Genomic DNA, 16215 nt, shown 5'->3' with positions numbered 1-16215 from the left:
TAGGTATCAGACGATGATGCCCTGGCTGCGCAGGTAGTCGTCGTAGGTACCGCTGAAGTCGGTCACGCCGTTGTCCGACAGTTCGATGATGCGTGTGGCCAGGGAGCCGACGAACTCGCGGTCATGGCTGACGAAGATCAGTGTGCCCGGGTAGTTCTCCAGCGCCAGGTTCAGCGCCTCGATCGACTCCATATCCAGGTGGTTGGTCGGTTCGTCCATCACCAGCACGTTGGGCTTCTGCAGGATCAGCTTGCCGAACAGCATGCGGCCTTGCTCACCACCGGAGATGACCTTGACCGACTTGAGGATCTCGTCGTTGGAGAACAACATGCGCCCGAGGGTACCGCGGATCACCTGCTCGCCAGTCGTCCACTGACCCATCCAGTCGAACAGGGTCACGTCATCTTCGAAATCGTGGGCGTGATCCTGCGCGTAGTAGCCCACCTCAGCGCTCTCAGTCCATTTCACCGAGCCGGCATCCGGGGCCAGTTCGCCGACCAGGGTACGCAGCAGGGTGGTCTTGCCGATACCGTTGGGGCCGATGATCGCTACGCGCTCGCCGGCTTCTACGGTGAAGCTGAAGTTCTTGAACAGCACCTTGTCGTCGAAGGCCTTGGACACCTTCTCGATGGTCACGGCCTGACGGTGCAGTTTCTTGGTCTGCTCGAAGCGGATGAATGGGCTGACGCGGCTCGACGGCTTGACCTCGGCCAGCTGAATCTTATCGATCTGCTTGGCGCGGCTGGTGGCCTGCTTGGCTTTCGAGGCGTTGGCCGAGAAGCGGCTGACGAAGCTCTGCAGCTCGGAAATCTGTGCCTTCTTCTTGGCGTTGTCGGCCAGCAATTGCTCGCGCGACTGGGTCGCGGCCGTCATGTACTCGTCGTAGTTGCCCGGGAACAGACGCAGCTCGCCGTAATCCAGATCCGCCATGTGGGTGCAGACCGAGTTCAGAAAGTGACGGTCGTGGGAAATGATGATCATGGTGCTGTTACGCGCCGTGAGGATCGTTTCCAGCCAGCGGATGGTGTTGATGTCCAGGTGGTTGGTCGGTTCGTCGAGCAGCAGCACGTCCGGATCGGAGAACAGCGCCTGGGCCAGCAGCACGCGCAGTTTCCAGCCGGGAGCGACTTCGCTCATCGGGCCGAAATGCTGCTCCAACGGAATACCCAGACCGAGCAACAGCTCGCCAGCGCGGGACTCGGCGGTGTAGCCGTCCATCTCGGCGAACTCGCCTTCGAGCTCGCCCACCTTCATGCCGTCTTCTTCGCTCATTTCCGGCAGCGAGTAGATACGATCACGTTCGGCCTTGACCTTCCACAGCTCCTCGTGACCCATGATCACGGTGTCGATCACGTTGAATTCTTCATAGGCGAACTGATCCTGGCGCAGCTTGCCCAGACGCACGTTCGGCTCGAGCATCACCTGGCCACCGGAGGGCTCGAGATCGCCGCCAAGAATTTTCATGAAGGTCGACTTGCCGCAGCCGTTGGCGCCGATCAGACCGTAACGGTTACCGTTGTTGAACTTCACGGAAACGTTCTCGAACAGCGGCTTGGCGCCGAACTGCATGGTGATGTTAGCGGTGGAAATCAAAGGACTTACCTATCAGTAACTTGAGGTGCGCTGTTTAAAGGGGGATACCGCTTTCGAGTCTTGCAGCCCGGCCCGAACCGAGGAAGACCAACCTGCGCAAATGAGTGAACGCTACGACCCTGCCGGCAGACGAGCCGCTAAGGCTGGTGAGGCATGGGTGGGAGTGTCGGGCATCGTGACGCCGGGGCCAGGTGGTGCTCAGCGCGGTGTCGAAGCGCGCAATGGTATCACTTGGCACCTGCAACTTCAGCCATTGTGGAAGTTACAGGGCGTACCGAGCGGCGATTCGTTCGCGCAGCAGTACGTCTTATTGTTGGGTTGGTGGACTGTTCGCTGGCGCTACGAGCGGCCGGCGCTCCGGTCCACCCTACTTACTGAGGTGAAGCGGTAGTGCCGCCATTCGATGGTTCGGGCAACTCTTAGCGGCCCCTGTGCCTGCGTGCCATCGCGCCGCGTGACGTCTAATGACATTGAATTCTGCCGCACCGCGGTGGCTTGGCGTGAGTCATGTCGCATTCGATGAGCCGCAGCGTTGGAAGCGTTTAACAAGAGGGTGACTATCCGTCACCGATTCGTGATGAGTGTTATGGATTGTGAAATACAAGGAGGCAGCATGATCAAAATCTTCGAAGACGATGACCCCACTTGGAAGATACTCGTCCATGTTTTGGAACACGGGGTTGCCGGTATTGCGGGCGGGAGGATGAGCACTCGCAGCAAGTTGAGCGAGGTGAGGGAGCAGGCCCGGATAGACCGGCATGGCAATGTCGTGGCCTTGTCTACGGTTCACCATTTCTGGGGAGAGCTAGCCTTCATCTACGATGACCAGCTTTATCTCCATCAAGAAGCCAAGCAACTGGTGGTTGATGCATACGACAGCCAGCTTGCTGCGCAGGGAATCTTTCCTGACACCTATCCGGGAAATAGCTAAACAGCCCACGCCTCTGCATCGGAGAGAGGGTGATATCCTGCGCCGCTAATCGACAAGGGAGGGTGACAATGGCGTGGATGGAGAAGCTGGAAGCGTTCAACAAGAGGGTTACGATCCGTCATCGCTTGATGATCGCGGGGGCGTCGTTTCTCGGGTGGATAATCAGCATCACGATGTTCGATGCTGCCGGAGCGCCATTCTTTCTCGTCGTTGCAATGCTCATGTTGCTCAACATCATTCCGATGATGCCGGCCAAGGTATCTCGTAAAACCAGGCGGAGATGATTGCCAAGGTGCCGATCAAGTCCGCTATGGACTTGCCGGCATCTGGCCGGTCACGTGCTGGCGCTATTTCTTCTTATCCGGTCCATTTGCTCATGCTCGCCTGTCTCGCTCGGGGCTATAGCTCGCGGGGCGTTTAGCCGCGTGTTGCAGAGAGACCGAGTCATTGATGCTGACAAGACAGATGCCTAGGTTTCGCTAGAGCACGCTGCTCGGAGTCGTGCGTATGGCGCTTGACCCTGTAGTAACTACAGCCCTCATCATCTTCTGCAAGCACGGGTCGTAAACTGCGAGTCAGGTGAGAGCATGCGCCCAAACCTGAGCCGCTGCAGCAGATGGTCGGCAACGAAGTAGCCAAACAAGGACATGACGTCATGGACGTACTGGAAAATCGCATACCCCCCGTATTGGTCGCGGTTCTGTTCGGCTTGCTGATGTGGCTTGCCGCCTATCTTCTACCCGGGGTGCTGCCTATCGAGTGGCGTGTAGGCCTCGCGCTGGCGGTCTTGCTGGCGGGCGTATTCATCTGCCTGGCAGGTGTTGCTTCCTTCCGCCATGCCAGCACCACGGTCAACCCGTTGCAACCAGAAACGGCTTCGGCACTGGTCAGCTCGGGCATCTATCGTTACACGCGCAACCCCATGTACCTGGGCTTCGCGACGGTCTTGCTGGCCTGGTCGATTCTGCTGGCTTCGCCGGTTTCAGTGTTGGGCGTGCTGGGCTTCGTGCTGTTCATGAACCGCTTTCAGATCCGTTCGGAGGAACGCGCCCTGGCCAACCTTTTCGGCAACGACTTCGAACAGTACTGCCGCACGGTAAGGCGCTGGCTCTAAGTCAGGGCGTCTGGCAGCATGTCAACCCCCTAACGTTCAGCACGACCGTAGGGTGCGCCGTGCGCACCGCTGAATGGCTGGCGCCTGTGCGAGAGCAAACTGCAAACGCACAGGTGCCACGCCGATTGCCTACAGCTTGAACTCCGTGCGCTTTGCCCTGTGATCGCCACCCAAGGGGGAGCACAGACGCTGGTGGATACGGCTGAGAAAGCCCAGCTCGAAGGCATGCCGCTGCGCACCCGGCGGGTACAGCTGGCGCTCCAGCAGCAGATTGGCCCACAGCCAGCCGCTGTTGGCGTCGTCCAGCCAGGCCTGCGCGGTTTGCACGCCGTGGCCAAAGCTCGCCTGGCAATCTGCGCTCCAACCGAAGTCGGCAGCCGGTTGCCCGTCATGAACAGGCAAGTGAGTGAGGTACCGCTGCAACTCAATCATGGGCAGCCCTCCCGGATACCTGAGCGATGGCCCGGCGGTAAAGCACGATCAACTCGCTCAGCAGCGCATTGGTGCTATTGGCCAACTCCGGCTCTGGCATGCGCCGCAACAGCTTGGCCAGCAACGCTGCCCGATACTCGGCTGCTGCCTGCAACGGGCACTCGTCCGCGACAAAGCTCTGCAACGGATTGCGTGGTGAAGGGAAGGGGATAACGACGGATTCAGACTTGGTCATGCAGCACCTCCAAAACGGAAGTCGACACAACAGCCAGCAGCCCAGGGCGGAGCCCTTGGGTAAAAGGGGGATAGTGCATTCTCCATATGCTCCTTCGTGGATTTAAGGAGCCGCGTTCCATTCGCTACCACACGATATGGAGGCGGACCGTGCAAGGGTGGTAGACCGACCCACGAAGGACGCCGGCCAGGCCGAAGCCTGCCTCACACGGCCCGCCATAAATGCGCGAGAAAACAGCAGGCACAAAAAAAGCGCCTGCTCTCGACTATGGCGCTACCGCGCCTTCGTGTGAATCGGGCTACCACACCCGGTCACGGGATTGACCGTGACAGGGCGGACTCTAGCGTGGGAGAGGGCGCAGGGCAAGGTGTGGAACGGCAGCTATCGGCCAAAAGCAGACACTTCAGCACTACTTGGTTTCGACCGCAGGAGAGATACCCTGGCACGAGAACAGCAGGAATGGTCATTGCTCGTCGCTTAGGTCAACTCATCTGGGCACTTAGGTCATTGAGACACTGATAGCTCATGCTTAGTCTTCAGCGACCACTATTTCTGCAAGGAGCTATGCCATGAAAGCAATCGATGCATGGGCACAACCTGCTAATGGTTGCCTGCGCGAGAAGATGCCTGAAGTTGCACGCCTGTTTGAGAAATCAGGAAGTGGTCATTTGCTTGACCAAGCAATGAGCCCATCCGAAACCGTGGCGCACATGGATGAAGCTGGCGTAGAAAAACTAATGCTGGCGGCTTGGTGCCGCCCGGAAGGTTGGGTGACCAGTAACGATCAGATCGCTGATTACACCCGTGCATACCCGGATCGCTTTATTGGCGTAGCTACCGTCGACCTAAGCAAGCCCGTTGCAGCGGTACGTGAACTTGAGCGGGCGGTATTGGAGCTGGGCTGCAAGGCGCTTCGCATCGTTCCATGGCTGTGGAAACTGGCCCCCAACCACCGTCTTTATTACCCACTTTATGTAAAGTGTATTGAGCTGGACATTCCATTCTGCACTCAGGTCGGACACACCGGTCCATTGATGCCGTCGGAAACGGGTCGCCCAGTTCCATATTTAGATGAGGTCGCGTTGGACTTCCCTGAGTTACGCATAGTTGCTGGGCACATAGGTCACCCTTGGACTGATGAGATGATTGGCTTGGCCTGGAAGCACGACAACGTTTTTATCGACACATCAGCCTATCTGCCGCGCTACTACCCTGCACAATTGCTGCAATTCCTACAAAGCTACGGCAGCCAAAAGGTATTGTTCGGAAGCAATTTCCCTCAGCTCTCCCTGTCGCGCTGCATGAAGCAGGTTCAGGAGCTAGGGTTGAGCCCTGAAGTCGAAGCACAATTCCTTTATGAAAATGCACGACGCATTTTCAAGCTTCCATAAGTCGACAATAAGGCGGTTACTGTTCGACTGGCTTTTTAAGGGCTGATAGCACTGCCGTTCAGCCCTTGTTCTCAGCAGCAAATGTCCGCTTGTGGCCGATAGCAGCCACTCACGAAAGCCCTCCACCTGATCTGAAGACAGCGCCCCGTGCAGCCATTAAGCTTCGCCTCCCAATCGAGCGTTGACAGGGCGGCGTATGTACATCGGTGAAGTGGCCAGGTTGTCGGGGTGTACGCCCAAAGCCATTCGTTTGTACGAGCAGATGGGCTTGATCAGCCCACAGCGTCTCGGCAGTTACCGACGCTACACACCCTATCACCTGACCCTACTGCAGATGATTCGCACGGCTCAGGCGGTGGGGTTCAAGTTGGGGGAGATGAGCGAGTTGCTGGCCGCCAAGCGGCATGACGCGCCATTTCCCCTGGCGCTCGCCAATCAGGGCATCGAAGCCAAGCGCCAGGAACTGCAAGCCCAGATACAGGCCTTGCAGCTTCAGGAACAGCGCCTGACCGAGTTGCAGGCGCAGATAAACCGGCAGTTCGCGCCCGCGGTCAGCGGGTCAGCAGATACTCGAACGCCTGCCTGAGGGCTTCCTGTGGCGGTCGCGGTCGGTAGCCCAGCTCGTCGACGGCCTTGTCGATGCAATAACGCTGGCGCACACCATGGAACATGCGCACCTGGCTGGGCAGCAATTCGGCTGGCTGGCCAGTGAGGCGTGCACGCCACATTTGCAGCATGGCGACTGACAGCAGCAAGACCTTGGGCGCACGCGCAGGCAGACGCTGCCCAGGGCGGAGCGTATCGAGGGCGGCGATCACCTCGCCCAAAGACGAAGACTCGCGGTTGGCGAGTATGTAGCGCTGGCCAGGGCGACCTCGTTCGGCGGCTTGGATCAGGCCATCGGCGATATCCCGCACATCGACGAAATTGAAATGGAAGTCCGGATCCAGCACCAGCCTACGGGCCAGCACGGTAGCGAGAAAGCCCATGGTGTCGGTCAGGCGTTCGGCATGGGGGCCGATGATTGCCGAGGGCAATACCGTGACCATCGAGATGCCGTATGACTGCGCTTCCTCCCAGGCGGCGCGCTCGGAGAGAATTTTCGAGAGGTAGTAGGGATTCTGCTGCTCGTCATTCCAGACCGTTTCATCCAGATACTGACCGTCGTGACCCACCGCTGCGACGGAGCTGACATAGACGACGCGGCGCACGCCGGCTTCGGCGGCGGCGCGCAGGATATTGCGCGTGCCCTGTACGTTGGGCTCGATGATTTCAGACTGCGGGTTCTGCGCCCAATGCTTGAACACGGCTGCGACCTGGTACAGCACATCGACCCCTTGCAGCGATTGGCGCAGGGAGTCGATGTCCTGCAGCTCCGTGCGTACCACTTCACAGCCAAGCCCTTGCAAGGCGGAGCTGTGTGCGGGGTCACGAACGCCGGCACGTACTGGCTGGTCACGGGCGAGCAACTGCCGAACCAGGTTGTTGCCAAGGTGCCCGTTGGCACCGGTGACCATCGATAACGCAGTCATCAGCTATCCAGCTCCGATCTGAAAGGGAGCCGGCAGCATGCAGGTTGCCCCTAGGGGCAGAGTCAAGCGCGAAGGTCGAGCGTGTGTGCCGATACCGCTTCAAGGTCGCGTTGCTACATGCCGCTACAGGCGCCAGCCCCTTCGAACGCGCTGGCGATGAGGTAACGGATAGTCATCGATGGTCAGGAGCTATGGCCTGAAGCCAGGGGCACGTTGGCCCTTGTCAAACAACTGTTGCCGCCAGTAATCCTGAACCGGGATCAGCGCGGTGGGGATTTCATCGGTGCTACGCGGGAGGGCCTTGGCCGCGCGGCGGTAGGCGAGGTCGGCGCCGATATCGATGGTCTTCGCGTAGTTTTCACGGGTGAGGACGATCCCGCGGGTGTGCCATTCAACTTCCGCCAAGGCAATGTGAGCGTTCGCGACATCGATGGCTTGCTTGACCAAGGTGCTGGAGCCATTGAGCGCCTGCTCCAGATAGTCGACTTGTTTGGCGTTCAGGTCATCGGTGTCGAGCAGGGCGATCCGGCCTTCGGCATTGACGCTGAAGCCAAAGGACTTGTTGGCGAGGTCTGGGCGATGCTGGTTGATGCGTTCGATGAGGCTGTTGTAGGTCTGTTCCAGCGCCTTGGTGCTCAGGTTCACTTCGTGGGTCGCGCTATCGACGGCCTGAAGATGCTCCCTGATTTCGCGGGCTGCTCTGGCTTGGGGAGTTTCGTTGATCCATGCCATGAATTCCGCCTGCTCATCCTCGCTGAGTGCGTTTGGCGTCTCGATTTTCTGGCTCTGCGAGATGACCAGCTTGTCGGTATCAGTCTGCTGGCTGCGGATGGCTTGCGCTTGTTGTTCGAGCTTCAGCGTGTCGAGCGCTTCTTCGCTGATGCGCACGTTGCTGGTTTCGACCGTTAACTCTTCGTTCGTGACTTCGTCTATTTCGGTGGTCGTTTCCACGGCGATTTCGGTCGCGCGCAGCACGTTGTTCGACGCAGGATCGTTCACGGTGAATGAGCTGAAACGGGGGGCGCTTATCATGTAGCGGATCGTCCTCTGATCGTTTGGCCGTCGTTGGGCGGTATCTGGTCATCGGCGCGGCGCGCATTCTTCAACCAGGCCTTGTCCCAGCTATAACGGCACCGGTCGGGCGAGCTTTAATCGCTCAGACCGAAATGCCCCCGCCAAGGCGTCCTACCTCGGTCTGTCCCCCAACACCGTCGCCCGATGCATCACCCGCCGTTGCGGGCGGTAGTCGTCGACGGCGTAGTGCTGGGTGATGCGGTTGTCCCAGAAGGCCACGTCGTTTTCCTGCCAGCGCCAGCGGATGGTGAATTCCGGGCGGGTGGCGTGGGCGAAGAGAAAGCGCAGCAGGGCGTCGCTTTCGGCCGCTTCCAGTTCGTTGATGCGGTTGGTGAAGCCGTCGTTGACGAACAGGCCCTTGCGCCCGGTAACCGGGTGGGTGCGGATCACCGGGTGCACCACGGGCGGGTGGGTGCGTTGCACCTCGTGGTAGTGCGCCAGGGCTTCGGGCGTATTGCCGAAGCGCTCCAGCGGAAAGGAGCGGGTGAAGTTGTGGGTGGCGGTGAGGCCGTCGAGCAATTGCTTCAGCGGCTGCGACAGGGCGTCATAGGCAGCGCTGCTGCTGGCCCACAGGGTATCGCCGCCATAGGGCGGCAACTGCTTGGCGGCGAGTACCGCGCCAAGGGCCGGGGTTTCCAGAAAGCTCACGTCGGTGTGCCAGATGGCGTTGTCGCGCACGTCGGTCACGGCGGTGTCGAGCACGAGAATTTCAGGCTGCTCGGGCACCTTGGGGTAGAGCGGGTGAATGTGCAGGTCGCCGAACTGGGCGGCGAAGGCGGCCTGCTGTTGTGGCTCGATGGGCTGATCACGGAAGAACAGCACCTGGTATTGCAGCAGGGCGTCTTCGACTTGCTGGCGCAGGCTGGCGGTGAGGGGCTGGCGCAGGTCGATACCGCTGACCTGGGCGCCGAGTGCCGGGCTGAGCGGGGTGATGTGCAGGGCCATGCTCGATGTTCCTCGCTCAATGCGCCTGGCCGTGCCATGGCACCAGTTTGCGTTGCAGGGCGCGCAGGCCCAGTTCCAGGGCGAAGGCGATCAGGGCGATGACGAGGATGCCGAGGATCACCACGTCGGTGACCAGGAATTGCGCCGCCGATTGCACCATGAAGCCCAGGCCTTCGGTGGCGGCGATCAGCTCGGCGGCGACCAGCGTCGACCAGCCCACGCCAAGGCCGATGCGGATGCCGGTGAGGATGTCCGGCAGTGCGCTGGGCAGGATTACATGGCGCACCAGTTGCGCCGGTGTGGCGCCGAGCGATTGCGCGGCGCGCAGTTTGGTCGGGTCGACGTTGCGCACACCGGTGGCGGTGGCGATGGCCACCGGGGCGAAGATCGCCAGGTAGATCAGCAGTACCTTGGACAGCTCGCCGATTCCGCACCAGATGACGATCAGCGGCAGGTAGGCCAGCGGTGGGATCGGTCGGTAGAACTCGATCAACGGGTCGAAGATGCCGCGCGCGATGCGGTGGCGGCCGATGGCGATGCCCAGCGGTACGGCGGTGAGCACAGCGGCCAGCAGGCCTAGGCCGATGCGCCCGAGGCTGGCGCCCAGGTGCTGCCACAGGCTGGCGTTCATGTAGCCTTCGCCGAGCAGTTGCCAGCCGCGGGCGAGCACGGCTTGCGGGCTGGGTAGGAACAGGGGCTCGATCAGCCCGGCAGTGGTTACCGCCCACCATAGCCAGAGCAGGCTGGCGATGCTCAGGCTGCTGATGGTCAGCAGGCTCAATTCTCGGCGCGGTTTCACCGTGCGCTGTTCTTCGGGCGTCTTGGCGTAGAGGTATTCGTAGCTGCTCATGCGCGGCTCCCTTGCCGTTGGGCAAAGACCTGGGCGAGCACGTGCTCGCGGGTTTCGATGAAGGCGCGGTCGGACTTGATCGCGCGGGCGCTTTCGCCAGCGGCGTAGCGGCGGCCGAAGTCCAGCCGCAGGTGCTCGACGATGCGCCCGGGGTTGGGGGCCAGCAGTACCAGGTCGGTGGCGAGGAACACGGCTTCCTCGATGTCGTGGGTGATCAGGAACACCGGTTTGTGTGTGCGCTGCCAGACCTGCAGTAACAGCTCCTGCATCTGCTCGCGGGTGAAGGCGTCGAGGGCGCCGAAGGGTTCGTCCATCAGCAGCAAGCGCGGGTCGGCGGTGAGTGCGCGGGCCAGGCCGACGCGTTGTTTCTGCCCGCCGGAGAGTTCCCAGATATGGCGCTGCTCGAAGCCGGCTAGGTCGACCAGGGCGAGCAGTTCGCGCGCCTTGGCTTCGCGCTCGGCACGGCCCACGCCGGCCAGCTGCAGGCCGAAGGCGACGTTCTCCAGCACGTTCTGCCAGGGCAGCAGAGCGTCGTCCTGGAACACCACACCACGCTCGGCGCTGGGGCCGGCGACGGACTTGCCATCGAGGCGAATGCGCCCGGCGCTGGGCGCGACGAAGCCGGCGATCAGGTTGAGCAGGGTGGTCTTGCCGCTGCCGGAGGGGCCGAGGGCGACCAGCAGTTGCTCGGGGCCAAGGTTGAAGGACAGGTCGCTCAACACCGCGTTGGCGGCGCCCGGGTACTGTGCGCTGATGTGCTCCAGTTCGAGTAGGGCCATGTTCAGGTTCTCTTCAAGGCGAGTACTGGGTTGGGGGAATGTCTGAGAAAGCGCCTCACCGTCACTCCCGCGCAGGCGGGAGTCTCGGTAGTGCGGTGCATCTGGTTTCCCGCCTGCGCGGGAATGACACTTACTTTCAGAGCATCCTCAGGGTTTGATGTACTGGCTGCTGACGTAGGGCGAGTAGTCCGGCAGCACGCGATCGGCCTTGCCCTGTTCCTTGAGGAAGGCGGCGGTGGCGGCGATGTCGCCAGCGGTGCGCTCGCCGAGCAGTGCCAGTTGTTGCTGACGATCCGGGAAGGCGGAGCCGGCCAGCAGTTCGGGTACGTCCTCGGGGTTGGAACCGGTCAGCGCGGCGATCTTGCGCACCGGTTCGGAGTCGGCTGTCCACTGGTCTTTCTCCGCCGCATAGCGGGCGAAGCTGTCGAGGGTGACCTTGGCGAACTGCTCCAGCACTTCGGGGTGTTTTTCGGCGAAATCCTTGCGCGCGACCCAGACCTCGAAGGTCGGTGCGCCCCAGGTGCCGACTTCGGCGGCGTCGGTGAGCACCTTGCCGGTTTTCTTGATCTCGCCCAGTGCCGGCGACCAGACGAAGGCACCGTCGATGTTGCCGCGTTGCCAGGCGGCGTTGATCTCGGCCGGGTTGAGGTTGACGATGCGCACCTTGGCCGGATCGACCTGCCAGTGCTTGAGGGCACCGAGCAGGCTGTAGTGCGAAGTGGACACGAACGGCGTGGCGAGGGTCTTGCCGGTGAGGTCGGCGGGTTTCTCGATACCGCTGCCATTGCGTACTACCAGTGCCTCGGCGGCATTGATCTGCGCGGCGACGACGAAGGTGACGATGGGCAGGTTACGGCTGGCGGCGGCTGCCAGTGGACTGGAGCCGAGGTTGCCGATCTGTACGTCGCCGGAGGCGATGGCGGTGACCACTTCGGCGCCGCTGTTGAAGCGGCGCCAGTCGATCTTCTGGCCAATGGCGCGTTCGTAATCGCCGTCGGCCTGGGCAACCTTGGTCGGATCGATGCCGGTCTGGTAGGCGATGGTCAGGTCGGCAGCCTGGCTGAACGAGGCGAACGCAGCAGCGGCCACGGCTGCGAACAGGCGATGGATACGGGGCATGGAATGGACTCCGGGCAAAAGGAGACCGGGCGGCCTGGCCGCCCGGAAAACGTGGCTTAGTTAGTGATGTACTGGTTGCTGACGTAGGGCGCGTAGTCCGGCAGTACCTTGTCCACCTTGCCTTGCTCCTTGAGGAAGCCCGCCGTGGCGCTGACGGCCTGGGTGGTTGGCGCACCGAGGGCGGTGACCTGGTCGGCGGCCAGCGGGAAGACGTTGCCCTGCAACAGCAGCGGGATGTCCTCGGCCTTGGCGCCGGAGAGTTTCACCACCTTGGCGATGTTGTCCGGGTTGGCCAGCCAGGCTTGCGGATCCTTGCGGTAGTTGGCGTAGGCATCGAGGGTGACCTTGGCGAAGGCCCGCACGATCTCCGGATGCTTCTCGGCGAAGTCCTTGCGCACGATCCAGGCATCGAAGGTCGGTGCGCCCAGCTCGCTGAGTTCGCCGGAGGTGATCAGCACCTTGCCGGTTTCCTTGGCCACACCCAGCGCCGGATCCCACACGTAGGTGGCGTCGATGTCGCCACGCTGCCAGGCCGCGGTGATCGCCGGTGGCGCCAGGTTGAGGATCTGCACCTTGCTCGGATCGATGTTCCAGTGCTTGAGCGCGGCCAGCAGGCTGTAGTGGCCGGTGGACACGAACGGCACGGCGACCTTCTTGCCGATCAGGTCGGCCGGTTTGTCGATTCCGCTGCCATTGCGTACGACCAGTGCCTCGGCGGCGCCGATCTGCGCGGCGATGAGGAAGGTCTGTACCGGCAGTTGACGTGTAGCTGCCGCTGCCAGCGGACTGGAGCCGACGTAGCCGATCTGCACATCGCCCGAGGCAACGGCGGTGATCACTTCCGCGCCGCCGTCGAACTTGCGCCAGTCGATCTTGGCCTGGGTGGCTTTTTCATAAGCACCATCGGCCTGCGCGACCTTGGCCGGGTCGACGGTGGTCTGGTAGGCAACGGTGAAATCGGCGGCCTGGGCGACCAGGGTCACGCTCGACAGGGTCAGTGCGGCCAGTACGCGGCGCACGAAGGGAAACGGGGTCATGGTGGTGCTCCTCGAAGGCGAGCTGGCCCTTCTGACGAGGATGCCGAGCCGCGGGACGTTGTTCAGGTGTTGTCAGGGTGTCCGGCGATCCGGTGGAGCAAGACTATCTATGCCAAATGGAATAGATAAATACTTTTTTAGAATATTTTTATATTTTTCGGATCGGGCACGAATGCCCGTCAGCCGCCGGCTGCTCTGCCTTGTCGCGCCATTGGCAAGGCCTCATGGCGCTGCCGTTCAAGCCACCTGGGCGGACTTCGAGTGATCCAGTGTCAACAACAGGTCGATCATCGCCTTGGCCGCAGGGGACAAGCGAAAACCCGTACGGGTCACGATGCCACAGCGGGCGCTGAGGCTATCGAGGTTGTTTGGCAGGTTGCGCAGGTGCAGTTGCACCAGAGCACCGCTGGCCAACTCGTCCGCCACGGCTTCATGGGTCGCCATGCCGATGGCATCGCTGCGTTTGACCAACTGCACCAGCAGGGGAATCTGTTCGCACTCCAGATGAATGCTGATATCGACCTTGCCGCTGAGGTTGGCCAACACCTTGCGCGCTTCGCTCGGGATACGGCTGGCCGCCAGGGGGAAGTCGAAGAGGTCATTGGTCGACAGGCTTTCCTTGCCCAGCAAGGGGTGCTCGGGGCGGCAGAAGAACAGGCCGGCGCGAGGGCGTAGCGGTTGTGTCTGAACACCAGGGTCGGCTTCGCCGTGGCGGATGTCAGCGATGAAGAATTCGATCTCGCCACGGTTCAGGCTGCGACTCAGTTGTTCCCAGTTGTCCACTTCGAAGCGCGTGCGAATGCGGGGGTAACGCTGCATGAACGCCAACAATGCATCGGGCAGCAGGCTGGTGACCAATGCCGGGCCACAACCGAAATGCAGGTCGCCGGCATCCAGCTTGCTCATCTGGGTGATTTCACTGGTCAGGTTGCTGGCACCGCGAATCAACGCCAGGGCATGTTGCAGTGCGATCTGTCCCTCTGGGGTGGGGCGTAGATCCTTGCTCGCACGGTCGATCAGCACGCAGCCAAGCTCCTGCTCCAGGCCCTGGATGCTGCGGCTGAACGCCGGTTGAGTGATGCCCATCGCCTCGGCTGCGCGAACGAAGCTGCGGTGTTCGTTGAGTGCGACAAGGTAGCGGAGCTGACGCAAATCCATGTGGGTTCCGGCGTTGGCAGGTCGGTAGAGGCGGACGAGTCGCCACAGTTGCGCCGGTTTTAATGGTCAGTTTTTATTCCGTCAATCTATTGATTTGGATATGAATATTCCTTTTTGGAATTTGCTGGCGTGCCCGCTTTGACCGTTCAGGCAGAGAGAGCGCCGCTGATTCTGTCATGACGCGCTTCTTTGCCAGTGGGATGGATACGCGCAATGCCTTTCTCGCATTTTTTCAATGCCTTTCAGTAATTGGTTTTAAAAATACCTTTTAAATCAATAGCTTGTGATTTTATATTCTTTTTGGAAATTAATATCTTATTAAAAATTACTTTATGGGATAAGGAGCCGAATCAATCATCGCCGCAGCTCTACGGCGGGCCTGGCAATCGCAGGTGTCGTCAGAGATCAGCAGTCCATACAGCAAACAGGAGTCTTGCCCATGGGCAATGTCCTCAAAGCCGACAACCTTTCCGAGGTGCTCTGGCGCGATACACGCAAGCCAGGCGAACTACGTGATCTGGGTGTCAGCGTACGCCAGGCTTTGGGCCTGCAGCGCCTGGCGCCGCAAGCCGGCAAGCCGGTGCTGGGCCGCCGCGAAGCGATTCTGCTCGGCGTGTTCGCCCTGACCCTGCATGTCGCAGCCATTTCCTGGCTGGCCAGCCGGCCCGAGCCGGTACTGCCGGAAGTGCCGGTGCAGATTCCACCGATGACCATCGAATTCACCAGCGCTGCACCGCCTGTGCTCGAGCCACCGCCCCCGGAAGTGATTCCCGAGCCGGAACCCGTGGTCGAGCCGCCACCGCCGGTGGTCGAGGAGCTGGCGGTGAAGCCGCCGCCCAAGCCCAAGCCCAAGCCCAAACCGCAGCCGTCCAAGCAGGAGGCCAAGCCCGAACCGAAATCGGTCGAGGCGCCACCACCGCCGCCGGCACCCGCTCCCGTGGCAGAAGCACCGCCCGCACCACCGGTCGAAATTCCACCGTCGGCCAGCGCCGGTTACCTGAAGAACCCGGCGCCCGAGTACCCCTCGCTGGCGCAACGGCGAGGCTGGGAAGGCACCGTGCTGCTGCGCGTACACGTGTTGGCCAATGGCAAGCCGAGCGACATCCAGATTCAACGCAGCAGTGGCCGCGACGTGCTCGACGAGTCCGCCATCCGCGCAGTCAAGCGCTGGAGCTTCGTGCCGGCCAAGCGTGGCGACGAAGCTATCGCGGGCTGGGTGTCGGTACCGCTGGAATTCCGTTTGAACTGAGGCTGGCGAAGACGCCGGCCGACCTGAATTATCCGAGGAACGCATCATGAACCTGCTTGTAGATTCTCCCTTTCAATCGGTCGAACACGCGGTCATCTGGCTGCTGATCGGCTTCTCCGTGATCACCTGGGGGCTGGCGCTGATCAAGGGCATCCAGTTCGCCCGCCAGCGCCATCAGGATCGCAAGTTCCAGAAGGGCTTCTGGAGTGCCACCAGCCTCGACAGCGCCGCCGAGCAGAGCGCTGGGCAGAACGGCGCGGTCGCCCGTGTGGCCCAGGCTGGTTTCGCTGCGATTCAGGTGCAAGGTGGCCAACCGACCGATCTGGCACAGTCGATCAATCACCAGGATCGCCTCGAGCGTTCGCTGCGTCAGCAGATTCAGCGCGAGCGTCGTTCGCTGGAAGCCGGCCTGGCGGTGGTCGCTTCAATCGGCTCCACCTCGCCCTTCATCGGCCTGTTCGGCACCGTGTGGGGCATCATGGAAGCCCTCAAGGGCATCAGCGCGGCAGGTAACGCCAGCCTGGAAACCGTGGCGGGCCCTATCGGTGCCGCACTGGTCGCCACCGGTGTGGGCATCGCCGTCGCCGTGCCGGCGGTGCTGGTCTACAACTACTTCCTGCGCCGCCTGAAGCTCACCGCCGCCGATCTCGACGACTTCGCCCATGACTTCTACAGCCTGGCGCAGAAGAGTGCATTCAAGGTCATCGTCAGCCCGCGTGCTGGCAAGGGCGCCCCTGTGACCGGCAACGCCGGCGTCGCGAAGGAGGCGGTCTGAC

The 16215-nt window shown here is 61.5% G+C and carries 18 protein-coding genes; 7 read left to right on the top strand and 11 right to left on the bottom strand.

Translation table 11 applies throughout. The features are described 5' to 3' along the window. Positions 1 to 6: 6 nt before the first annotated feature. Positions 7 to 1593 carry an ABC-F family ATPase gene (locus C7A17_RS25855; RefSeq protein WP_106742276.1) on the bottom strand — a complete coding sequence of 529 codons (1587 nt, stop codon included), beginning with the start codon at positions 1591 to 1593 and terminating at the stop codon, positions 7 to 9. Positions 1594 to 2206: 613 nt separating this feature from the next. Between C7A17_RS25855 and C7A17_RS25850 the strand changes: the two genes are divergently transcribed. From C7A17_RS25850 to C7A17_RS25840, 3 genes are all read left to right on the top strand, one after another. Continuing rightward, positions 2207 to 2524: a hypothetical protein gene (locus tag C7A17_RS25850; RefSeq protein ID WP_106742273.1), complete on the top strand. Its 318-nt coding sequence runs from the start codon at positions 2207 to 2209 to the stop codon at positions 2522 to 2524. A 68-nt stretch (positions 2525 to 2592) separates the two neighbouring features. Beyond that, positions 2593 to 2808, top strand: coding sequence for a hypothetical protein (locus C7A17_RS25845; RefSeq protein WP_106742271.1), 216 nt, complete (start codon positions 2593 to 2595; stop codon positions 2806 to 2808). A gap of 371 nt (positions 2809 to 3179) precedes the next feature. Next, positions 3180 to 3638 (top strand): methyltransferase family protein, encoded by a 459-nt coding sequence (locus C7A17_RS25840; RefSeq protein ID WP_106743192.1) that lies wholly within the window; start codon positions 3180 to 3182, stop codon positions 3636 to 3638. 129 nt (positions 3639 to 3767) lie between these two features. On the opposite strand, the gene C7A17_RS25835 is transcribed toward C7A17_RS25840, so the two are convergent. Together C7A17_RS25835 and C7A17_RS25830 are read right to left on the bottom strand one after the other, a co-directional pair. After that, positions 3768 to 4070 (bottom strand): LasR-specific antiactivator QslA, encoded by a 303-nt coding sequence (locus tag C7A17_RS25835; RefSeq protein WP_106742269.1) that lies wholly within the window; start codon positions 4068 to 4070, stop codon positions 3768 to 3770. Continuing rightward, on the bottom strand, positions 4063 to 4305 hold the full coding sequence (locus C7A17_RS25830) for a hypothetical protein (protein ID WP_106742266.1): 243 nt from the start codon (positions 4303 to 4305) through the stop codon (positions 4063 to 4065). The genes C7A17_RS25835 and C7A17_RS25830 overlap by 8 nt, the downstream gene beginning before the upstream one ends. Before the next feature lie 569 nt (positions 4306 to 4874). Here C7A17_RS25830 and C7A17_RS25825 point away from each other — a divergent pair. Then, positions 4875 to 5696, top strand: coding sequence for an amidohydrolase family protein (locus C7A17_RS25825; protein WP_106742264.1), 822 nt, complete (start codon positions 4875 to 4877; stop codon positions 5694 to 5696). A 196-nt stretch (positions 5697 to 5892) separates the two neighbouring features. Continuing rightward, positions 5893 to 6282 carry a MerR family transcriptional regulator gene (locus tag C7A17_RS25820; protein WP_106742261.1) on the top strand — a complete coding sequence of 130 codons (390 nt, stop codon included), beginning with the start codon at positions 5893 to 5895 and terminating at the stop codon, positions 6280 to 6282. Here C7A17_RS25820 and C7A17_RS25815 read toward each other — a convergent pair. From C7A17_RS25815 to C7A17_RS25780, 8 genes are all read right to left on the bottom strand, one after another. Then, entirely contained in the window at positions 6248 to 7213 is a 966-nt protein-coding gene (locus tag C7A17_RS25815) for an NAD-dependent epimerase/dehydratase family protein (protein ID WP_106742259.1), read from the bottom strand. The two genes, C7A17_RS25820 and C7A17_RS25815, sit on opposite strands and share 35 nt — an antisense overlap. A 204-nt stretch (positions 7214 to 7417) precedes the next feature. Further along, entirely contained in the window at positions 7418 to 8260 is an 843-nt protein-coding gene (locus tag C7A17_RS25810) for a hypothetical protein (RefSeq protein ID WP_106742257.1), read from the bottom strand. 153 nt (positions 8261 to 8413) lie between these two features. After that, positions 8414 to 9247: a taurine dioxygenase gene (gene tauD, locus C7A17_RS25805; protein WP_106742255.1), complete on the bottom strand. Its 834-nt coding sequence runs from the start codon at positions 9245 to 9247 to the stop codon at positions 8414 to 8416. Positions 9248 to 9263: 16 nt separating this feature from the next. Next, a complete protein-coding gene (tauC, locus tag C7A17_RS25800; protein WP_106742252.1) occupies positions 9264 to 10097 on the bottom strand; it encodes a taurine ABC transporter permease TauC in 834 nt (277 codons plus the stop codon). Then, positions 10094 to 10876, bottom strand: a complete 783-nt coding sequence (tauB, locus tag C7A17_RS25795; RefSeq protein ID WP_106742250.1) for a taurine ABC transporter ATP-binding subunit — start codon at positions 10874 to 10876, stop codon at positions 10094 to 10096. The genes tauC and tauB overlap by 4 nt, the downstream gene beginning before the upstream one ends. Before the next feature lie 147 nt (positions 10877 to 11023). Continuing rightward, positions 11024 to 11995: a taurine ABC transporter substrate-binding protein gene (tauA, locus tag C7A17_RS25790; protein WP_106742247.1), complete on the bottom strand. Its 972-nt coding sequence runs from the start codon at positions 11993 to 11995 to the stop codon at positions 11024 to 11026. A 56-nt stretch (positions 11996 to 12051) separates the two neighbouring features. Continuing rightward, positions 12052 to 13032 (bottom strand): taurine ABC transporter substrate-binding protein, encoded by a 981-nt coding sequence (tauA, locus tag C7A17_RS25785; RefSeq protein WP_106742244.1) that lies wholly within the window; start codon positions 13030 to 13032, stop codon positions 12052 to 12054. 237 nt (positions 13033 to 13269) lie between these two features. After that, a complete protein-coding gene (locus tag C7A17_RS25780) occupies positions 13270 to 14190 on the bottom strand; it encodes a LysR family transcriptional regulator (RefSeq protein WP_106742241.1) in 921 nt (306 codons plus the stop codon). Between the two features lie 439 nt (positions 14191 to 14629). Between C7A17_RS25780 and C7A17_RS25775 the strand changes: the two genes are divergently transcribed. Both C7A17_RS25775 and C7A17_RS25770 read left to right on the top strand, forming a co-directional pair. Beyond that, complete coding sequence (locus C7A17_RS25775) at positions 14630 to 15439, top strand: energy transducer TonB (protein ID WP_106742238.1); 810 nt, start codon at positions 14630 to 14632, stop codon at positions 15437 to 15439. A gap of 46 nt (positions 15440 to 15485) precedes the next feature. Beyond that, positions 15486 to 16214, top strand: coding sequence for a MotA/TolQ/ExbB proton channel family protein (locus C7A17_RS25770; protein WP_106742235.1), 729 nt, complete (start codon positions 15486 to 15488; stop codon positions 16212 to 16214). Position 16215: the final 1 nt, after the last annotated feature.

It is taken from the genome of Pseudomonas mendocina (genome assembly GCF_003008615.1).
Lineage (GTDB): Bacteria > Pseudomonadota > Gammaproteobacteria > Pseudomonadales > Pseudomonadaceae > Aquipseudomonas > Aquipseudomonas mendocina_C.
This window is presented reverse-complemented; position numbering and strand designations above follow the sequence as displayed.